This is a genomic window from Flavobacterium sp. GNP011, from assembly GCF_056428925.1.
The window spans coordinates 38221-57680 of record NZ_JBWJVJ010000004.1; the positions used below are offsets into that span (position 1 = coordinate 38221).

The window sequence follows — 19460 nt, forward strand, 5'->3', positions numbered from 1 at the left end:
TTGTAAATTAATTAGTTAATACATTTCAAAAATAATTTTTTCAATCAATCTGTCTTCTTTTTATGGTTTAACTTTATATTAATTAAAAGTTAGGATATTGTATTGTGTTTTTGAAGTATTATAATTTTTAAACTTTTTTTTATTAAAAATATAGAGGATTTCTTTATTATAGCTTTAAAAAAATTTCCATGATTTCAACGAATAAGATAATATTACTTGCAATATTTTACTAATTATTATAAACCTCAAACGGCAAGAAATGCGGTAAGTACATGTTAGGCTCATTTACAATTAGCGCCCACAAATTTTATAGAAAACACAATAAAAATGCAACTTTCTTTCATTTGGATTAAACATGAACAATAAAACTCCGTTTAAGTCCACAAAGTCAGACAGTCAGTACTTTTAATAAATAGTAGGCACTTTTCGTAATTTACAAGACCGAAATTAAGAGGATGTAACGTCCTTTTTTTATGGAGTTTTTCAAATTGCTTTCCTCCTACCATCCATCTCTTTTATAAAACTGGTCAATGAACGAGACCCGAACTAAAAAAGTCTTCTCTCTTTCTGTTTTTTAAAATCTCAAAAAAATAAATCTAACCTGTAACGAAATAGGTTTTTAAACTACTAAATAAAGAACTAAACTCTAATAAACTATGAACTTAAAATCTTCATTATACTGTGGCTTGTTGTTGGTAGCAAGCACGGTATCATTCGCACAAGATGCTCTCTGGTTGCGCCATCCCGCGCTCTCTCCTGATGGTAAGAACATTGCTTTTGGCTACAAAGGCGATATTTATGTAGTTAATGCCCAAGGTGGCACTGCAGTTCCTATTACCATTCATGAAGGACATGACATGATGCCTGTTTGGAGCAAAGACGGAAAGCAAATTGCTTTTGCTAGTGACCGTTATGGTAATTTTGATGTGTTTACGCTACCCGTAACTGGAGGAACTCCTACCCGACTAACCTTTAACTCAGCGGCTGATTATCCGTATGATTTTTCACCTGATAGTAAAAATGTGTTATTTGGTTCTAGCCGTCAAACAAGCAGTAATAACATCCATTTTTACTCGCCGCGTTTGTTCCAAAACTTATACACAGTTGCAGCAACTGGCGGAAAACCGGTGTTGGTTACTGAAGGCGGAATAGAATATGCGCGCTACAATGCAGCAGGAAATCAAATTGTTTTTCAAGACCGCAAAGGCTACGAAGATGCCTTACGTAAACACCACACCAGCAGTGTAACGCGTGATATTTGGGTATTTGATATCAACAAAAAAACTTACACGCAGCTAAGCACTTACGAAGGTGAGGACCGCGAGCCAGTGTACAGCAATGACAATCAACAGATATTCTTTTTGAGCGAAGCCGATGGCAGCAATCAAAATATTTTCAAGCAAAACCTTGGCGCTAAAACAGCAACGGCCATAACTACTTTCAAAAACAATCCGGTACGTCATTTAAGTGTGGCACAAGACAATACTTTGTGCTTTTCGCAAGACGGTGAAATTTATACTTTGAAGGAAGGTCAAAGTCCACAAAAAGTAAAAATTACGATTCAAAATGATGGTAAAGGCAATGTGGAGAAAAACGTGCCGATTGCAGGTTCTATTTCAGAGTTTGTGCCAAGTCCAAACGGAAAAGAAATTGCAATTGTTTCTAGAGGCGAAATTTTTGTGACCAATGCTGATGGTGGAAGTACCAAAAGAATTACCAACACACCAGAACAAGAGCGCCATGTGCAATGGTCTCCTGACAGTAAAACCCTTATTTACGCCTCAGAGCGTGGTGACAGTTGGGATTTATTTACGGCAAAAGTAGAACGAAAAGAAGAAGCTTATTTTTACGCTGCTACTTTAATCAAGGAAGAAAAATTAATTGCTTCTGATAAAGAAGAGTTCTTACCTAAATTTAGTCCTGACGGAAAAGAAATCGCTTTTATTGAAGAGCGCAATATTGTTCGTGTGTATAATTTAGCCAGCAAAACTTCAAGAACCATTTTGCCGGAAGGTAGAAACCACAGTTATTCTGATGGCGATTTTGGTTTCAACTGGAGCGATGATAGCAAATGGCTTTTTGTAGATGATAGCATGGGCAATTTTAATGCCACACATACCGCAATGATCAAAGCCGACGGCTCTGAAACTAAATACCCAATTATGAGTGGTTTTGGCGAAGATGCGGCCAAACAACAAATGAAAGGCAAAGCGCTTGCGTGGTTGAGCAGCAAAGAAGGTCGCAAATCATTGGCAAACCAAGGCAGCAGAGAACTTGATGTATACGCCGTATTTTTCGATAAAAAAGACTTTGAAAATTTCAAATTGTCCAAAGAAGAAGCGGCTCTTGCAAAAGAAATAAAAGACAAAGAGAAAGAAGCCGAAGACAAAAAAACAGCTGCTAGCACTGATAAAAACAAAAAAGACACTCCTAAAAAAGAGGAAGTTGTGGTTTGGAATCCGGATTTGACTGATCTTGAAACTAGAAAAGTTCGTGTAACCATCAACAGCTCATCTATCGCTGATTTTGTGTTTAATGACGAAGGAAGTAAATTATTCTATTTGGCTTCTTTTGAAAAAGGATTCGACCTTTGGGTAACCGATACCAAAACCAAAGAAACTAAGATTTTAGCTAAACTAGGATCATCTCCAAGTACTTTATTTTTAAGCAAGGACAACAAAACATTATTTGTACGAAACGAAGGAGGCTTATCGAAAATTGATACGGAAGGCGGGAAAATTACGGGAATACCTGTATCTGCAGAGATGGTTTTAAATACAGAGCAAGAACGCAACTACATTTTCAACCACATGTGGAGACAAACCGCCAAGAAATTTTACGACCCAAAATTACATGGGGTAGATTGGAAAATGTACAAAGATACCTATGCTAAATTTTTACCACACATCAATAACAACTATGATTTCCAAGAATTATTGAGTGAAATTTTAGGAGAACTTAACGCCTCACATACAGGAGGACGCTACAGCGCTAATTTCCCTAATATGGATGTAACGGCTTGTTTGGGTTTACTTTACGATGATAAAAATGCAGCTGATGGTCTAAAGGTAACTGAGGTTATCGTAGGTGGACCTTTTGACAAAACGGTATCAAAGCTAAAAGCAGGTGCCACTATCAACAAAATTGACAACGAACCAATTACTGCAACAACAGATTGGGCTAAGTTTTTGAACAGAAGAACAGGTAAACTAATCCTAATTTCAGGTGTAGATGCTAATGGTGTTGCGTTTCAAGAAAGTGTAAAACCAATTTCATTTGGCGAAGAATCAGGTTTAATGTACAACCGTTGGATTCGCAAAATGAATCAAATTACTGAAAAATTGAGTAATGGAAAAGTGGGTTACGTACACGTACAAGGTATGAATGACGGCAGTTTTAGAGAAGTATTTGACCAAGTGATGGGTAAAAATTTCGAAAAAGAAGCTTTGATTGTTGACACTCGTTTTAATGGTGGTGGCTGGTTACACGATGATTTGAATACGTTATTGAGTGGCAAACGCTACCTTGAATTTGCACCACAAGGCAACCGCTTGAAAGATGCGGAACCATTAGGAAGATGGACCAAACCAAGCTGCGTATTAATGGGCGAAGGCAATTATTCAGATGCTTTTATTTTCCCATACGTGTACAAACAAAATGGAATCGGGAAATTAATTGGAATGGGAGTACCAGGAACAGGAACGGCTGTGTGGTGGGAAACCCAAATTGATCCTTCTTTAGTTTTTGGAATTCCAATGGTAGCTACTATCGGAAAAGAAAACAGACCTACTGAAAACTTACAAGTCAATCCAGATATTCCAGTTGCATTGAAATACGAAGATTATTTGAACGGACAAGACAAGCAATTAGAAAGAGCTGTAGAAGAAATGCTGAAAACTATTAAATAATTATTCTATTCTTAAAAGATTAATTTTCATCAAAAAAAGAGGTAGCCCAAAAAACTACCTCTTTTTTTATCAATAATTATTACTGAAATTAACATTGAATGATAGCAAAATATATTGGCATCCCAAAGGTAATATTAAAAGGAAATGTTACCGCTAGCGCCATAGGCAAAAAGATTCCAGGATTTGCTTTTGGCACTGCTATTTTCATTGCGGCAGGTACGGCAATATAGGATGCACTTGCAGCTAGTACAGCAAATATAAAGCGGTCACCAATATCTGGAGTTACAAACTGACTCACATAAGCTACTACAGTCCCATTGATCAATGGAAACACAACTGCAAATTGAATACTAAACCAGCCACTCTTAAAAAAGTCCCCTAGTTTGCGACCACTTACAATTCCCATATCAAGCAGAAACAAGGCTAAAAATCCTTTGAAAATATCGGTGGTGAAGGGTTTAATACCTAAAGCTTGTTGCTCACTCGCCAAAAAACCGATGAACAAACTCCCTAAAATTAACAACACACTTCCGTTTGTGAAAGAATGGGTAATAATTGTTGACATCTTAGTTTTTAAAACTTTCTCGGTACTAAACAATCTAATTAAGATGACACCAACAATAATAGCCGGAGCTTCCATCAATGCCATCACAGCAACCATATGACCACTAAAGGTGTAATTTTGTAATTCTAAAAAGGAAACCGCGGTTACAAATGTTACTGCACTTACAGATCCATAAGTAGCAGCAATAGCTCCCGCATTCTCAATGCTGTATTTTTTCTTTAAAATAAAAAAAGAATACAAGGGTATGATTAAAGCAATTGAGACCCCAAAAAATATGGACCATATAATATCAATAGTAAAATGACTGTGAGCTAGCTCTTGACCGCCTTTAAAACCAATTGCAAATAATAGGTATAAAGAAATAAACTTGGAACTTCCCTCAGGTATTTGCAAATCACTTTTGACTATAACAGCAATAATTCCTAAAACAAAAAAGAGTAATGCCGGATTTGTTAAATTATCAATTAATAAATTTAAATTCATGAGTTAGTTTTTTGACAATTGCATGAATGTCATACAATTCAATTGATATAATTGTTTGTTAGTGTTATAAAAATTACTTTTTGGTAGCACGTTGTAATCTGTCATTAATGGATTTCCCAAGTCCGCTATCTGGGAAACGCTCTGCTAGAATAACATCTAGATTTTTTTCATCCAATCTATGCAGTGCAGCATATAATCCTGAAGCGGCCTCTAACATTGAACCCGAAATTGACAAAACTTCTTGGGCACAAATTGATGGATCTTGTATCTCTTGCTTAAAAGTCAAGACTCCCACTCTTTGATTTGCAAATTTGGCTACATCTGCACTTATCGTATCTGTAAGGTACGTGGTAGTATTAGGTGCGTAATGACGTGACAACATTCCTGGCGCAGGTGGTGCTTTTTCGTCATGCGCTATTGTTTTAAGTGGACCAATGATAGCTTCTAAGTCCTCTATTACTAGTGATCCCAAACGATACAGAATGGGTTCACCATCTTCAAACCCTATAATTGTAGATTCAATTCCTCTTTCACAACTACCACCGTCTAAAATCATAGGTAATTTATTTTCAAAATAATGCGCAACATGAACCGCTTGAGTAGGACTTATAGATCCAAAAGGATTCGCGCTGGGTGCAGCCAATGGAAAATCCAGTTGCTCTAAAAGTGATAAAGTAATCTTATGATTAGGAACCCTTACCGCTACTGTATCTTTGCCGGCAGTAACCGAATCTGGAACATTAAGTTGCTTTTTTAAAACCATAGTTAGTGGTCCAGGCCAAAAAGCATTTGCAAGTAGCATTGCTTTTTCGGGAATTTCTCTAGCTATAGATGGTAAACTTTCAATAGATTTTATATGAACAATAAGCGGATTGAAAGAAGGTCTTTCTTTTATACTGAAAATAGATGCTATTGCTTTTGTACTAAAAATATTTCCTGCTAATCCGTACACCGTTTCAGTAGGAATGGCTATTACTTCATCTTGATTTAATAAAGAAACAGCTCTTTGAATGGAATTGTTTATTATACTCATTATTTAGGGGTTACAGTAATCACAAAAAGTAGGTTCTTCGGTCATTTTTTGATACGGAAAATTGATTTCGTGCGTGTATTGGCATTTTTTGCAACAATATGTATGGCTCAAAGTAGACTGAGTAGGATTTGCACACCAAGAACATGGCAAACCGGGATTAGCACTAGTCACTACAAAACCTGGAGTCATGCAATCAGGACATATAGATTGTATGGATTGCAACAGTTTTTGGGTGGCAACCTCAATAACTTTCATCCGTGTGGTATTATAATGGGCACGCATATCTGTTTCGGCGTATACCGTACCATACACCTCCATGATATAGTTGTAATATTTTTTTAAATCGTCTTCACTTGATATACCTTTAATGACTGCTTTATCATTAGTGGCACTACTTCGCAAAATAATTCCATGCGACGGGAAATGAACTTTATGAGCAAATGCAGTCAATGCCTCATAACTTGTAACGGTCTCACCATAAAAATTAGTATCTAAACTAAGTTCTCTAACAATGATTTCTAGGTCATTTTTTTTATCGATAAAAACGAGGAATTCTTCATCTGCTTGCGCAAAAAACAACGAAGGATGAGGACCAAAAGAGCCTTCGCTAGCAAGCCCTAAATCACAATCAAAAGCTTCCATCGCGGCAAGACATTTTTTTCTAATAGTTGCCAAGGCCGATTCCTTACGCTGAATTTCTCCTGAAAAAGTACCAAAAACATCCGTATCAAAATTAGAAGGCACAAAACAAGAAACGGCTAATCCATTTTCAAGAATGGGTGCAATGACCCTTTCCTTGTGGTGTTTTGTTGCAATTAGTAACGTTCTGCCATTAAACATCCGCCTCTTGTTTGAGTCTAGGTTGCATTTCAATTTGAATTACACCGTTTACACATAATTCCATATTTTTTGCATCGGCTTCTTTAATCAGTTCTTTGATATAATCAGAAGCTTCTTCTAATGTTTCTTTCCTTCTTTTAGAATGCAAATGATCTTGGTTAAACCTAATTTCATTACTAAATTGTTCCAAATTGTGGTAATTGATTTTACTATTAATCAACGAGAACAATACTTTTCCGGCTTCTGTTGGCTCAAATTGACCTTCCACTAATTTAAATTGATACTCTTTTTTCATGATTATTTTAAATTATTTTGTTTTGATAAAATGTACACGCTGTACACGATTCCTAAACCTAAAATCAATGTAAAAAGTAAATTTTGAGGTGCTACTAGGTTCAACCCAAAACCAGTCAATAACCAGAGCGCTGCAACAAGTAGACTTCCGTTAATTTTAAATTTAGATCTCATTCTGTCCAATACTTTTATTGATGCAAATGTATTAGGGTTATATTATAAATTTTTATTTATATTTATAATGATACCTATAAGATATTTTAATGTGTTTTATAAAAAACATTCTTAAAAAACATAAAGAATTGATAATCTGACAATAAAAATAAAAATAAGGCAGAAACAAAAGGATAGAAATTCAGAATAGGAATTTTAAAACCTATAAATTTTGAAGAAAAAAGGTGCGGAAATTTAGTAAAAAGACAAAAAAAGCTACGTAAATTGAAAATTTTATCTTTACAATTTATTTTGGAAGGTCAATTTCTTACTAAATAAAGAACAACATCAGCTATTAAAAGCGTTTAAATATGCAATTGCATCAAACTGAATAGAGCAAATTTCCTCGTTATCAGTAACCCGATTGGTCTCATAAAAGGACAAAATCCCTTTTTGTTTTAAAATCAAAATTTGCTGTTTTGCTTTTTTTCTAAATTGGAATAATTCATTTTCTATGGTAATCAGTTTTTCTTTCGAAATTTTTAAAGTACCATTTGCATGATTGGTCAAATTATAAATATTTGACAGTTCCATTTCCTCCACTTGATGGATTAAAACTTTTAAATGGAAGGGATTTTCAACTAGTGGAAGTATGATTTTAATGGATCGAATCATTCGTTTAATAACAGTGGGATCCTCTTTACCCCATTGGAAAATTTGATCGTAACAAAAATCAATAAACTCCTCAAAGTTAAATTCATTTACTTGTATGTGCTCGGATTTTAGTGATTTAGCATCAGTTGATGGAAATTCTTTAATAGCTAATTCTTTGGCAATTTCACCTATCTGGTCGATGCAATTGAGGCAGGTTGTGGGATCATTTACGGCTGGCGAAATGGCTTTTATAGCAATATCAACGAGTTTACGAACACCAAAATTAATATCCTGAGTATGGCTTCTAAATTGTTCTACCTGAAAAGCATCTTTTACAATGGCGCCAACTTGTTTTTGTAATTCTTGAACTTGTACAGAAGTCAGATCTTGGTCAAAAACCAATGTCAACAAGGTAGTGGTTCCCTTCATAATAAACTCTCCAACAATGGGTTTTTGGTACGCATTTTCAAAACAAAAACCTACTTCCGAATGCAATAGATACGCTGTAACTTTTTTGAGTTTAACATAATTAACGCTATCTAAATACCCCGAATCAAATGGACTCACAACAGATACTTTGAATTTGTCTGGATGAATTTCTGACCTTTTATAGGATATATTTTTACCCAATTTCCAGTTTTCTTGATATAGAACATTGATTTCCTCAATCATGTCTACTTTGATTCTATTGGTAATACTTGAGACATTCATATTGATACTCAAATAGGTAATCATGTTAGGGTAAGACCAAGACAAACCATAAAAAGCCAATAAAGTCCCTACAGAAAGTGTTCCTAAAAATGGAGTATTCGGGCAAAAAACAGAAGCAAATTGCGGTAAAATACACAGTGAAATGGTTCCCACAAAAAGACCAATGAATTTTTGCATTTTAAAATCATTAATTAAAAAATGTCTTAAAATACGTGGCGAAAACTGCGATGAAGCCAGTTGCATGACTACAAAAATGACCGAAAATGTAGTGAGCGATATACCTATTAGAATCGAAATCAACACATTCGTCACAGAGATTAGCCTAGTGTAAGTATCTAAAATATCAATATTAAAAATAGTCCCAAAATCTACTGAATATTCTAAAATCATTACAGCCGAACCTATAACTACTGCATATAAAACTGCTAGAAAAGTCCCAAGATCTTTTAGTTGATGAATCAATATGTTTTTTAACTTATATTTCAATGTTTGTGGCATATCTTTTTATTAAGAAAGTAAATTTAATATAAATGATGATATAAATCCTGATGGCTGGTAATTTTAGTAATTTTGTCAAAAGAATAAATGCTAAAATAAAAGCATGAGTTTTTTTTAAGAATCCATATTTGCATTTTTAAACCACTTTCAAACAGTAAGCTCAAATGATTTTACAAATAGAAACTCCTGCACTCCTTTTTGGTGCAACATCATTAATATTACTAGCGTACACAAATCGGTTCTTGACCATTGCAACTATTGTTCGCGGACTAAAGAAAACATATAAAGAAAAAGAAAACAACTTGATTTTACTGGAAATAAAAAATCTCAACTTGCGCCTTACCTTAATTAGAAACATGCAAATGGCTGGTGTTTTAAGTCTTTTTTTGAGTGTATTTGCTATGTTGCTTTTGTTTTTACAACAACAAACAGCTGGAATCTACCTTTTTGGACTTAGCTTGCTAGGGTTACTGGTATCCTTAGCATTATCATTTTGGGAAATCAGTATTTCTGTGAATGCTTTGCGCCTGCATTTAAGTGATTTGGTTCAAAAAGAAACTCCATAAAAAAAGCTGTAAAACTAGATTAAACGCCAAAATTTTGGATAAATTTATAATTAATTTTATCTATTGATAGCACAGTTTGCAAAACTGTGCTATCAGCTACATGTTTTACTTATCCGAGCGATCGGGGGGTATTCTACAATCACAAGTGATTCAGAGTTGAAAATTTATTATAACTAAAATAGATGAAGGAAAAAGTAAAATGCAAGTAAGAAACAAACTCGTGCATCTTCTTTGCGCATATATTAAGGAAAACAGAGCTTTTGAAAAAAGACAAATAGCTTAAAATTAATCAAATAAATTTTTCTTTTGAAAGGAAAAAAGTAATGTAAACTTTTCCCCTTTCGTAAGACTTATTGTTTGTTTCAAACACAAAGTTATTGAATTATTTAAAAAAAATAAATCAAAATTTTATGAATTATTATTTTCTAAAGATATAGTAATCTGGGGGATTGTTTTTATCATCAAAACACTTTGCAGAGCTGGGCGGGAGTTTAAAGATTTCTTTGCTAAAAATGTAGCAATGTTAAAAACATAAAAAAACCGAGCAATTGCTCGGTTTTTTCATTGACTTGTTTTGTCTGATCTCGTTCATTGCCTATTGGAAAGGGTGCTAAGTCGGAGACATTCGCACAGCACGCACAACTTTTAATAACCTTTTCGTTTTAGAGAAGACTGCGAACAGCTGGAATGCAATTCCGCGCTATCTAACCGAAGAAATTTATGCCATATCCGAGCGATCGGGTTTAATATCTTACATATTTTATTTTAACTTTTGATAATGATTTTTCATTCTTCTCTTGTTCGGCTTCAATTGGATACCTTATTTTGCATACGTTAGGAATATTATAATTAGTACCATCACTAAATATTCTTTTGTATTTAAACATTACAGTATCAATATCTTTAGTTTGAAAATAACCGTCACCAGAAAGTATTAAAACTTTTCCTTGATCAAATTTTAAATACCCAGCGAAACCATCGTTTATACCTGAATATTCTGACCATATTTTACCTGTTTCTTTTCCGTTTTTCATGTAATAAAACTCACTTTTCCCATTAGTGTCAATTCTTTTAATAGTTACATTATCATAAGTATAGTAAACTTCATCATTTATAATACTACAAGAATTTAAAAATAATAAAACAAAAAATATTATATATATACGCATAACTTAAATTATTTGTTTTTTATGTGTTTTTTTCCGATATCTATTGAACGTTGCGAGAGTTTATCCTCTCCATATTTACCGATCAAATAACCAACTACAAGACCAATAGGATGGGAAAAAGTTGCACGGGTGATAGCAGCTGTTAGAACTACAGTTAATGGCTTACTATTCCCTGTCATATTATAAGCTCCATACCCGAATTGCACTATTGGATCTATACCTGACATTTGAGCAATTGCACCAGCAGCAAAATTACCAGCGTCTCTAGGTGATGCGTATTTACCAAACAATAGCGATCCATTATCTACTTTGCTTTTAAGATCCCAAACTCCGTTGGTTCCTGCTTTAGAAATATATTCACTTAAACTTGGATCTGAGTTAATTATTCCTTCAACTTTGTCTGTTAATGTTCTTGAACCAAAATCTATTTTAATATTAGCAGCTTCAACTTTGCCAGTATCATTATAAAGATTTTGATCTGCAAAACTTAAGGAGTGAAGGGATTCTCCCATTTTTTTTCCGCCTGCATCTGTATTCTCAGTAGTATACTTTTTTTCTAATTCTACTTGAGTTTGGCTTGTATTTCCTTCATGTTTATAAACCCCGTTATCTCCATCATCATAAACAGCAACTACATTACCATCTTCATCTGTATGAGTTGAATTAACACTTCTACCATCTGGGTCAACAAAAAGTACAGGATTATTTAAAGTATAATTATATAGTGACCAACTACTATATTGTTCCGCTAACGGGTCAATATTCATCCAGCGACCAAGTGCAGGGTCATAATTACGTGCTCCATAGTCATACATATTAAGCCCCAGCTCATCTTGACGCTCTTGTCCTTGGAACTTATACTTTAACGCATCATTCGTAGAAACAATTACAGGCACACTGTAACTACTGTGTTTCAATCCAAAAGGATAATAATTATTTTCCTCTTGTATGGTTAAGGTTTTGTCATAGCTTACACGCACATTACCAAGGTGATCTTTGTACTGATACACATATTTATAAGAACTTCCAACGGGTTCTACATAGCCTTCGGCAGTCGGGAAAAACTTAAATGCGGCGTTACTGTATTGGTATCCTCCTAAATAGTCCGTAGTTATGGTGGTTTTTCCAGGCTCCACTACTACTTTCTGTACTTTTTGTCCCGTTGCATTGTAAATGTAACTAATATTTCCAGCTCTGCCAAATGTAATTTGGGTAGGCAAATTCAAGTGGTTGTAGGTTATGGCTGTGATGTTTTTGTTGTTGTCCTTGGTCATATTACCATTGGCATCATAATCATAATCATCTACAGTATTAGTAGCACTGTCTTTGAACTCGTCCCTAAAATTAGCATTGTTCGCTTTGGTATCCGTAACTTTCATTAATTGATTTCTTGCTGTAGTCTTGTAAGCATAGATAAGATCATTAATCAAAACAGTGAACAAAATCCCCAGTAATTGGAAGATACGAGCGTGATGAGATGAAGCCCTCTATTGATACCGCTAATAAATTGGCGGAGTTTCTCGAAGTTTCTTTGGATTATTTAACAGGCAATACAGATGTATTATTAGATACCAACACCCTAAACCGTATTTTAGAAGTGCAACAGTTTCCCGAGGATGTAAAAGAAAAACTTTTCTACTTTATCGATATGAGGGTGAGAGATTATAAAGCTAAAAAAGCGTATTCATAAAAAAACCGAGCAATTTGCTCGGTTTTTTTATTGACTTGTTTTGTCTGCCCAACTTTGTGGGCACGAGCCAGAGGCATCGCGCTAGCCATTGAACTTATTTCTGCTCGCGCCAGCTGGGGGGTTATTATCATATTAATCCTTTATTTTCAAAGAAAGCTAACATATCTTTTTTAAATGTTTCCTTATCAAAATTTTTAAATTTTTTCGGAATGGCATCTAAATTTGATAAAGATTTAATTATCATAATTGCTAGTATTTTTCTGCTTACTTCATCGGATTCGTTTATAAAATTGTCGTATTCTTCATTGTCTAATTTTACAGAATAATGAAAGTGCTTATTTAATTCTATTGACTCTCCTGTGTATTTATTTTTTATAATCTTAAAATCCACATATTTTGGCGGATACATCTTAAATAAATGTTCAAAACCTTCAGAAACATATGTAAAGGTTAATCCAATTAATAGTTCTTCAATATCTGATCCATAATTTTTAGAAGAAAAATAAACTTCTAATGAATCAATTAACGAATTAATTAAATCCATTTTGTGTTCTGCTCCACTATCAATTCTTAAAGAAATTCTAACTTTCATAATTTATATTTTTATCTAAATATTTTATTCCCCGGAGGTAGCTCACCATGTTTTAGAAAATAATTATATAGTTTTGATTTTTCCGCTATCTTTATTTGCATTTGTGTACCAGTAAATTGTATTATTTCTTGGACTCCTGGCGTTCCAATGCTAGCTTTATATTCATCTGTATACCTACTTGCCGATGTAGTTTCCCCATATTTCCAAACATCACCTGTATTTAAATGCATGGTACTAGTTGGTTTGCTTGAACCTAAAGTCATTACAGGATAATCTCCAGCACCTCTTGCTACCAAGGCATATTGATAACCAGGTTTTGACATATCTTTTTCCATTATTTTGCCAATCTCGTATGCAGCTTTCAAAGTTACAGCCATTGCAAATGCGGATGTTACTTCTATTCCAGCAGCTGCATCACTTGCGGGATTCCCTCCACCGGAAACAACAGTTACAGCCGCCAAAGATAAACCAGCTTCCATTGTTTCTCCTGATTTATCACGATTAGCAGCAATCGCTGCATCTGCAACATCTGGTGAAATATTGATATTTCCATTACTCTTGAAAAAACCATGATCTCCCAATTCAACATTGGTTCCTATTGAAGATGTGTAAGTAGTTCCTACTGCCTTATAAGTTGCCCCATTGCCATATAATGCAGTGGCAGATTTTTGATCCGTAACTCGACTGTCATAAAGCATTTGACCACTTTGTGTTCTAACCCAATCATCTGCCTGCATTCCATCAGGGTCAACAAAATAAATTGGATTATTATAAGCATAATTGTAAGGTGTCCATCTTCTTGAATTTTCCGCCAACGGGTCAATATTCATCCAACGTCCTAATGCGGGGTCGTAATTACGTGCTCCATAGTCGTACATATTAAGCCCCAGCTCGTCCTGCAACTCCTTACCGTTGTACTTATACTTTAACGCATCATTCGTAGAAACAATTACAGGCACACTGTAACTACTGTGCTTAAATCCAAAAGGATAATAATTATTTTCCTCTTTTATGGTTAAGGTTTTGTCATAGCTTACACGCACATTACCAAGGTGGTCTTTGTACTGATACACATATTTGTAAGAACTTCCAACGGGTTCTACATAGCCTTCGGCAGTTGGGAAAAACTTGAATGCGGCGTTACTGTATTGGTATCCTCCTAAATAGTCTGTAGTTATGGTTGTTTTGCCAGGTTCCACTACTACTTTCTGTACTTTTTGTCCCGTTGCATTGTAAATGTAACTAATATTTCCAGCTCTGCCAAATGTAATTTGGGTAGGCAAATTCAAGTGGTTGTAGGTTATGGCTGTGATGTTTTTGTTGTTATCTTTGGTCATATTACCATTGGCATCATAGGCATAATCATCTACAGTATTAGTAGCGCTGTCTTTGAACTCGTCTCTAAAACTAGCATTGTTCGCTTTGGTATCCGTAACTTTCATCAATTAATTTCTTGCTGTAGTCTTGTAAGCATAGATAAGATCATTAATCAAAACAGTGAACAAAATCCCCAGTAATTGGAAGATACGAGCGTGATGAGATGAAGCCCTCTATTGATACCGCTAATAAATTGGCGGAGTTTCTCGAAGTTTCTTTGGATTATTTAACAGGCAATACAGATGTATTATTAGATACCAACACCCTAAACCGTATTTTAGAAGTGCAACAGTTTCCCGAGGATGTAAAAGAAAAACTTTTCTACTTTATCGATATGAGGGTGAGAGATTATAAAGCTAAAAAAGCGTATTCATAAAAAAACCGAGCAATTGCTCGGTTTTTTTATCTGCTCAACTTTATGGGCACGAGCCAAAGGCATCGCGCTAGCCGTTGAACTTATTTCTGCACGCGCCAGCAGGGGAGTTCATTTCCGCTCGCGCCAGCGGGGGGAGACAACCCGAAGGTTGCCTTTGTTCAACTACTATACCACTTTAAAATTCTGACAATTAACTATTTTATTTAAAAAATATTCATCAATAGATTTGATACATCACCCTAATTTCTACTATTTAAGTCTATTTCCTTAAAGTCTAATTCAGAATCATTTTTATGCCATTTAACCTTAAGTTTAGATTTATCTATATAAATTGTATCAATAGATAAACTTGGAGGTATCTTAGTTTTATCAAATTTATCATAGACTTTTCTAATTTTTGAGGAGTTATTCAAATCTATAATTAATAATAAGACTCCATCTTCATCTCCTTTGGCAATCAAATATCCCGTTTTTTCATCTTTAATTAACGGATACATTGCCATAAATTCATGTTTGTTTTTTTCAATGGGCATTATCAAGGAAAAGTTACATGCAGATCCACAACCATCGGAAAATACAAAGTTATTTTTCGACTTAATTAAATCTTTATCGATTAAATCTAAATGTAAAGTATCCTTGCTCACATTTTCGAATTGGTTGACAACACCCCATCTAAAAATCCCATATCCATCTGAATTACCATCAAATTTTAAAATTGTGTCATTTTTAAAAAAAAGAGTATCACTCAATGCTTTATTTGTCACATAATCACTGTGTTCGAGTCCCTGCTTTTTAGAATTAACATCTTTCTTGCATTGACAAGCTGAGAACAGAATAATGAACAAAGTAATTGCTATAAAATTTCTCATAATTAGAATTTATAAAATTTAAAATCTTTTGTACTATTACCCGGTACAGTTACTTCATTAAGAACCTTAGTCCAACTTGGAGCCTTAATAATAGGAGAAAAAAAGTATAATGCACCATCAGCAGTATTAGTGTTTTGAAGTGTTGCTTTTATAGCTGCTCCCATACTATCTGAAAAAGATTTCGTTTCAATTTTATTCCTACCTGCCCCTCCAGAACCATCACCTCCTGTAACAGATAAAGGATCTGTATATCTCGGTTTATTCAATGATTCAAATTGTCCTTTTTGTTCCATTACTTCTTTTGGAGTATCAACCTTAGAAAACTGAGCTGCATAGCTGTTACTTTTAGAAGGTTTAGTATTATCCTCAGCTCTATTAAGAATCACTTCGGCTACAGCTACTTTTGATGCATTACTCTGTCCACCTGCTTCAGCATAAACACCTCTAGCTGTGTGCCCAATATCACTATCCAAAGAAATCTCGTCATATACCGGAGTCGTAAAAGGATTGGATTTAGTTGCTTTTGTCGATGCTGTAGTTTCTACAAAAAACTTATCAGGCCGATCATTCACAACTCTTTTTTGCAATTCACCTTGCTGATTATAATAAAAATTATCAAGTGGTGCCATCCCATCTGGATCTATAAATCGTATTGGATTGTTAAAAGCATAATTATAAGGACTAAATCTTCTCATTTTCTCCGCCAGCGGGTCAATGTTCATCCAACGTCCTAGTGCTGGGTCGTAATTTCTAGCTCCATAGTCATACATATTAAGCCCGTACTCATCTTGCAACTCCTTGCCGTTATACTTATACTTTAACGCACTATTAGTAGAAGATATTGTATTAGCATAGCCTGCGTGCTTCAATCCAAAAGGATAATAATTATTTTCCTCTTGTATGGCTAAGGTTTTGTCATAGCTTACACGCACATTACCAAGGTGATCTTTGTACTGATACACATATTTATAAGAACTTCCAACGGGTTCTACATAGCCTTCAGCAGTTGGAAGAAACTCTAAATTAGTCACAGCGATAGTTTTGCTAGTCGGTGAAGTTGAAAATGTTCTTTTGTATTGAAAACCATTTAGGTAATAAGTATCTATAGTTGTTCTAGTTTGAGATTTTGAATCATACGTGCGTACTATTTTTTGCAATTTTTTCCCAATTGCATCGTATATGTAACTAATACTTGGGGCATCTTTTGTACTAAATGTAATTTTAGTAGGTAAATTCAGGTGGTTGTAAGTTATATCTGTAATGTTTTTATTATTATCCATTATCATATTCCCGTTGGAATCATAGGCATAGTCATCTACAGTATTAGTAGCACTGTCTTTGAACTCGTCTCTAAAACTACCATCATTCGGTCTGGCATCTACAACTTTCATCAATTGATTACTTGCTGCGTTCTTATACGCATAGGTAAGTTCATCAATTATAACAGGAGTTGTGTCATTTAAACTTCCAAAACGAATTAATGTCTTTATGTTACCATTGGCATCATACGTCAGCTTTTCGTCATAAGCATTCGACACCACAGTTCCTTTTTTGTACAAGGCGTCGTTCAAACGGTTTAAGGCGTCGTACTTATAACCGTAGGTTCTCACCACATTATCAGTACTTGAAGTCCATTGGGTTTCGGCTATGTTTCCGTTGTAGAGCGCTCTTACTCCTGCAATACCACTTGACACGGTGTTGTAATTAATCTTAAAGGCAAATAAATCTTTGGGATCATTCACTTGTTGCAAAGCCGCCACCTTGTTGATCTCCGTTAACCAGCCACGAATGTTGTAACTATAGTCTATTTTTTGGGTATTAGCCCCTACTTTCTTTGCTTTGAGTTGTCCTAATTCATCATAATCATTTTCTACCAGCAATTCAGGAGTAGCGGTCCCAATTTGGTGGGTTTGGCTCAACAACCTGCCTTGTGGCGAGTAGGTAAAAACTTCTTTGGTCTTTAACTCACCGTCACCAGAGAGGCGCTTGTGGTATGTTATGGTATATTCTGGTTTACCCGTAAAATCAAGCTTGCTATCAGTATACGTATAGCCTCCCAAAAAGTTTTTAGTGTAGGTTCTTATCGGTCTGCCCTTTACATCATATAAAGAGTAAGCCAGCTCATTAGCATAGTCTGTACTAGCTTGCAGTACACGTGTATAAGACCCCGTTGACAAGCCTTTTGGTTGTACTGTACTATTATAAAAAACGGGTTCTGTCTCAATAGTAGTAGGTATCGTTGGGGGATTAGGATAATTGTAATCATCAAAATAAGCAACCGTCAAAACGTGATAGTCTGATGTTGGCCAAGCCACATTGCTATATCTAAAAGCTACACCATTAATTGTGGTATCTGTGGCCGCACTTTTGGCTTCACTAAAATTAATCGTGTTGGCATTTTGAGTGTTTTGCAAGGCTGCTCTAGCCTCTGAAGTAACAGTTGCTGGCATCCAAGCCGTAAGCACAGGACGATTAAACGCATCGTACTTGGTAATCATCCAACCATTTGCTTGTCCTAGATTATTGAAGGGTGCTAATGCAGGACCCGTAGCCACTACTCTATCTAATTTGTCATAAACAATATACTCCCATTGTTTACCTGGTAGTTTCTTTTCTACCAGACGGTTGCGGTAATCGTATTTGTATTGGTAACATAAATCATTCAAGATAGACCCCATATCACTTCCTGAGGCTATAATTGCCGAAAAGACACTTCCAGCTTGTGCATGAAAACCATTACTCAATATTATGTACTGTGAGGCGGTCAACTGCAAATTCGTTCCTGAGGATACAATGGCGGTAGAAGTCATTGTTGCTTGTGAGGTCCCAGAGTTCAATACCTCCATTGCCATTGGAGGAAGGACATACGTCAAGTTACCATAATCATCATACACATAATACGTATCATGAGCTGTATTGTTGTTGTAGGTTCTTTTTAAAACTACTCGCCCTTCTTTGTCTTTGAACTCTTCGGTGGTTTTATTGTTACCATCTGCTACGCTCCAGTTTTCGTCTTTGGTAATGGTTTTATACAATTGACCTAATCCATAGGTAGCCGATTGGCTTATTGTTGGATTGTACAAGCCCGAAACTAAGTTTGTTGTCACCTGAAACAATTTTACCTCAGTTGCAGTGTTGGTTTGATACTCCATCTTGATGGTGCGATTGTTTGACAAGGACCAATCATTCCCAGGAGCTGCTTGCTGCATTACTCGATTCAAAGGGGATGCTTCAAATTGTTTTTGGCTATAGGGGTTTAACGTATTTTCATATTTTACGGTATTGTAAAAATTAGCAACACCTGTCAATGCATCCGTGCGATATGCTCCAGTACTCGCTGCTGTATAAGGCAAATAGTCTTTATCTTGTCTGCCAAATCCGTCATAGGTAACTGGTGTAATGATATCTTCTCCATTTCCGCCTTGCCCAATAGCAATAGTCTGCATAGGACGACCTAAGCCATCAAAATACGTTACGGTCTTTTGCTTCTGTGATGCCGGCAAACTGCTATAATTAGCACTAGTGAACGGCTTTTGCGGTGCCTCGGTATAGATGAAATTCTCATTACTTAAGGTTTGAGAGTGCATCTGTACCTGAGAAAGAAATAGTATTAGTATAAGATAAATATGTTTTTTCATGGGCTGTGTTTCTATATTTTTAAGAATCTTAAAATGAACTATTA

General features: G+C 35.1%; 16 protein-coding genes. 4 read left to right on the forward strand and 12 right to left on the reverse strand.

The window, feature by feature from the left end:
• Nucleotides 1–656: 656 nt before the first annotated feature.
• Entirely contained in the window at nucleotides 657–3908 is a 3252-nt protein-coding gene (locus tag AC061E_RS05070) for a S41 family peptidase (protein ID WP_478285298.1), read from the forward strand.
• An 88-nt stretch (nucleotides 3909–3996) separates the two neighbouring features.
• On the opposite strand, the gene AC061E_RS05075 is transcribed toward AC061E_RS05070, so the two are convergent.
• From AC061E_RS05075 to AC061E_RS05100, 6 genes are all read right to left on the reverse strand, one after another.
• A complete protein-coding gene (locus AC061E_RS05075; RefSeq protein WP_478285299.1) occupies nucleotides 3997–4956 on the reverse strand; it encodes a sodium-dependent bicarbonate transport family permease in 960 nt (319 codons plus the stop codon).
• Nucleotides 4957–5029: 73 nt separating this feature from the next.
• Complete coding sequence (locus AC061E_RS05080) at nucleotides 5030–5989, reverse strand: L-threonylcarbamoyladenylate synthase (RefSeq protein ID WP_478285300.1); 960 nt, start codon at nucleotides 5987–5989, stop codon at nucleotides 5030–5032.
• A gap of 3 nt (nucleotides 5990–5992) precedes the next feature.
• Nucleotides 5993–6829 (reverse strand): DUF6671 family protein, encoded by an 837-nt coding sequence (locus tag AC061E_RS05085; protein WP_478285301.1) that lies wholly within the window; start codon nucleotides 6827–6829, stop codon nucleotides 5993–5995.
• Nucleotides 6822–7124 (reverse strand): hypothetical protein, encoded by a 303-nt coding sequence (locus tag AC061E_RS05090; protein ID WP_478285302.1) that lies wholly within the window; start codon nucleotides 7122–7124, stop codon nucleotides 6822–6824. The genes AC061E_RS05085 and AC061E_RS05090 overlap by 8 nt, the downstream gene beginning before the upstream one ends.
• Nucleotides 7125–7126: 2 nt before the next feature.
• Nucleotides 7127–7297 carry a hypothetical protein gene (locus AC061E_RS05095; RefSeq protein ID WP_478285303.1) on the reverse strand — a complete coding sequence of 57 codons (171 nt, stop codon included), beginning with the start codon at nucleotides 7295–7297 and terminating at the stop codon, nucleotides 7127–7129.
• Nucleotides 7298–7624: 327 nt separating this feature from the next.
• Nucleotides 7625–9139, reverse strand: coding sequence for a DUF2254 family protein (locus tag AC061E_RS05100; protein ID WP_478285304.1), 1515 nt, complete (start codon nucleotides 9137–9139; stop codon nucleotides 7625–7627).
• A gap of 164 nt (nucleotides 9140–9303) precedes the next feature.
• On the opposite strand from AC061E_RS05100, the gene AC061E_RS05105 reads away from it, so the two are divergent.
• Nucleotides 9304–9705, forward strand: a complete 402-nt coding sequence (locus tag AC061E_RS05105) for a DUF2721 domain-containing protein (RefSeq protein WP_144893133.1) — start codon at nucleotides 9304–9306, stop codon at nucleotides 9703–9705.
• 743 nt (nucleotides 9706–10448) lie between these two features.
• Here AC061E_RS05105 and AC061E_RS05110 read toward each other — a convergent pair.
• Together AC061E_RS05110 and AC061E_RS05115 are read right to left on the reverse strand one after the other, a co-directional pair.
• Nucleotides 10449–10874 carry a hypothetical protein gene (locus AC061E_RS05110; RefSeq protein WP_478285305.1) on the reverse strand — a complete coding sequence of 142 codons (426 nt, stop codon included), beginning with the start codon at nucleotides 10872–10874 and terminating at the stop codon, nucleotides 10449–10451.
• Nucleotides 10875–10882: 8 nt separating this feature from the next.
• Nucleotides 10883–12253: an RHS repeat domain-containing protein gene (locus AC061E_RS05115; protein WP_478285306.1), complete on the reverse strand. Its 1371-nt coding sequence runs from the start codon at nucleotides 12251–12253 to the stop codon at nucleotides 10883–10885.
• A gap of 98 nt (nucleotides 12254–12351) precedes the next feature.
• Between AC061E_RS05115 and AC061E_RS05120 the strand changes: the two genes are divergently transcribed.
• Complete coding sequence (locus AC061E_RS05120; RefSeq protein WP_478285307.1) at nucleotides 12352–12564, forward strand: hypothetical protein; 213 nt, start codon at nucleotides 12352–12354, stop codon at nucleotides 12562–12564.
• Between the two features lie 127 nt (nucleotides 12565–12691).
• Here the strand turns inward: AC061E_RS05120 and AC061E_RS05125 are convergent, their stop codons facing one another.
• Both AC061E_RS05125 and AC061E_RS05130 read right to left on the reverse strand, forming a co-directional pair.
• A complete protein-coding gene (locus AC061E_RS05125; protein ID WP_478285308.1) occupies nucleotides 12692–13156 on the reverse strand; it encodes an Imm44 family immunity protein in 465 nt (154 codons plus the stop codon).
• 11 nt (nucleotides 13157–13167) lie between these two features.
• Nucleotides 13168–14598 (reverse strand): RHS repeat domain-containing protein, encoded by a 1431-nt coding sequence (locus AC061E_RS05130; RefSeq protein WP_478285309.1) that lies wholly within the window; start codon nucleotides 14596–14598, stop codon nucleotides 13168–13170.
• A gap of 98 nt (nucleotides 14599–14696) precedes the next feature.
• Between AC061E_RS05130 and AC061E_RS05135 the strand changes: the two genes are divergently transcribed.
• Nucleotides 14697–14909: a hypothetical protein gene (locus AC061E_RS05135; protein WP_478285307.1), complete on the forward strand. Its 213-nt coding sequence runs from the start codon at nucleotides 14697–14699 to the stop codon at nucleotides 14907–14909.
• A gap of 239 nt (nucleotides 14910–15148) precedes the next feature.
• On the opposite strand, the gene AC061E_RS05140 is transcribed toward AC061E_RS05135, so the two are convergent.
• Nucleotides 15149–15778 (reverse strand): hypothetical protein, encoded by a 630-nt coding sequence (locus AC061E_RS05140; protein ID WP_478285310.1) that lies wholly within the window; start codon nucleotides 15776–15778, stop codon nucleotides 15149–15151.
• 2 nt (nucleotides 15779–15780) lie between these two features.
• A complete protein-coding gene (locus tag AC061E_RS05145) occupies nucleotides 15781–19416 on the reverse strand; it encodes a DUF6443 domain-containing protein (protein ID WP_478285311.1) in 3636 nt (1211 codons plus the stop codon).
• Between the last annotated feature and the right edge of the window lie 44 nt (nucleotides 19417–19460).

Bases quoted from the DNA above. Each gene is read 5' to 3' on its own strand.
- AC061E_RS05070 (WP_478285298.1), top strand. From the start codon at position 657: ATGAACTTAAAATCTTCATTATACTGTGGCTTGTTGTTGGTAGCAAGC.
- AC061E_RS05075 (WP_478285299.1), bottom strand. From the start codon at position 4,956: ATGAATTTAAATTTATTAATTGATAATTTAACAAATCCGGCATTACTC.
- AC061E_RS05080 (WP_478285300.1), bottom strand. From the start codon at position 5,989: ATGAGTATAATAAACAATTCCATTCAAAGAGCTGTTTCTTTATTAAAT.
- AC061E_RS05085 (WP_478285301.1), bottom strand. From the start codon at position 6,829: ATGTTTAATGGCAGAACGTTACTAATTGCAACAAAACACCACAAGGAA.
- AC061E_RS05090 (WP_478285302.1), bottom strand. From the start codon at position 7,124: ATGAAAAAAGAGTATCAATTTAAATTAGTGGAAGGTCAATTTGAGCCA.
- AC061E_RS05095 (WP_478285303.1), bottom strand. From the start codon at position 7,297: ATGAGATCTAAATTTAAAATTAACGGAAGTCTACTTGTTGCAGCGCTC.
- AC061E_RS05100 (WP_478285304.1), bottom strand. From the start codon at position 9,139: ATGCCACAAACATTGAAATATAAGTTAAAAAACATATTGATTCATCAA.
- AC061E_RS05105 (WP_144893133.1), top strand. From the start codon at position 9,304: ATGATTTTACAAATAGAAACTCCTGCACTCCTTTTTGGTGCAACATCA.
- AC061E_RS05110 (WP_478285305.1), bottom strand. From the start codon at position 10,874: ATGCGTATATATATAATATTTTTTGTTTTATTATTTTTAAATTCTTGT.
- AC061E_RS05115 (WP_478285306.1), bottom strand. From the start codon at position 12,253: ATGAAAGTTACGGATACCAAAGCGAACAATGCTAATTTTAGGGACGAG.
- AC061E_RS05120 (WP_478285307.1), top strand. From the start codon at position 12,352: ATGAAGCCCTCTATTGATACCGCTAATAAATTGGCGGAGTTTCTCGAA.
- AC061E_RS05125 (WP_478285308.1), bottom strand. From the start codon at position 13,156: ATGAAAGTTAGAATTTCTTTAAGAATTGATAGTGGAGCAGAACACAAA.
- AC061E_RS05130 (WP_478285309.1), bottom strand. From the start codon at position 14,598: ATGAAAGTTACGGATACCAAAGCGAACAATGCTAGTTTTAGAGACGAG.
- AC061E_RS05135 (WP_478285307.1), top strand. From the start codon at position 14,697: ATGAAGCCCTCTATTGATACCGCTAATAAATTGGCGGAGTTTCTCGAA.
- AC061E_RS05140 (WP_478285310.1), bottom strand. From the start codon at position 15,778: ATGAGAAATTTTATAGCAATTACTTTGTTCATTATTCTGTTCTCAGCT.
- AC061E_RS05145 (WP_478285311.1), bottom strand. From the start codon at position 19,416: ATGAAAAAACATATTTATCTTATACTAATACTATTTCTTTCTCAGGTA.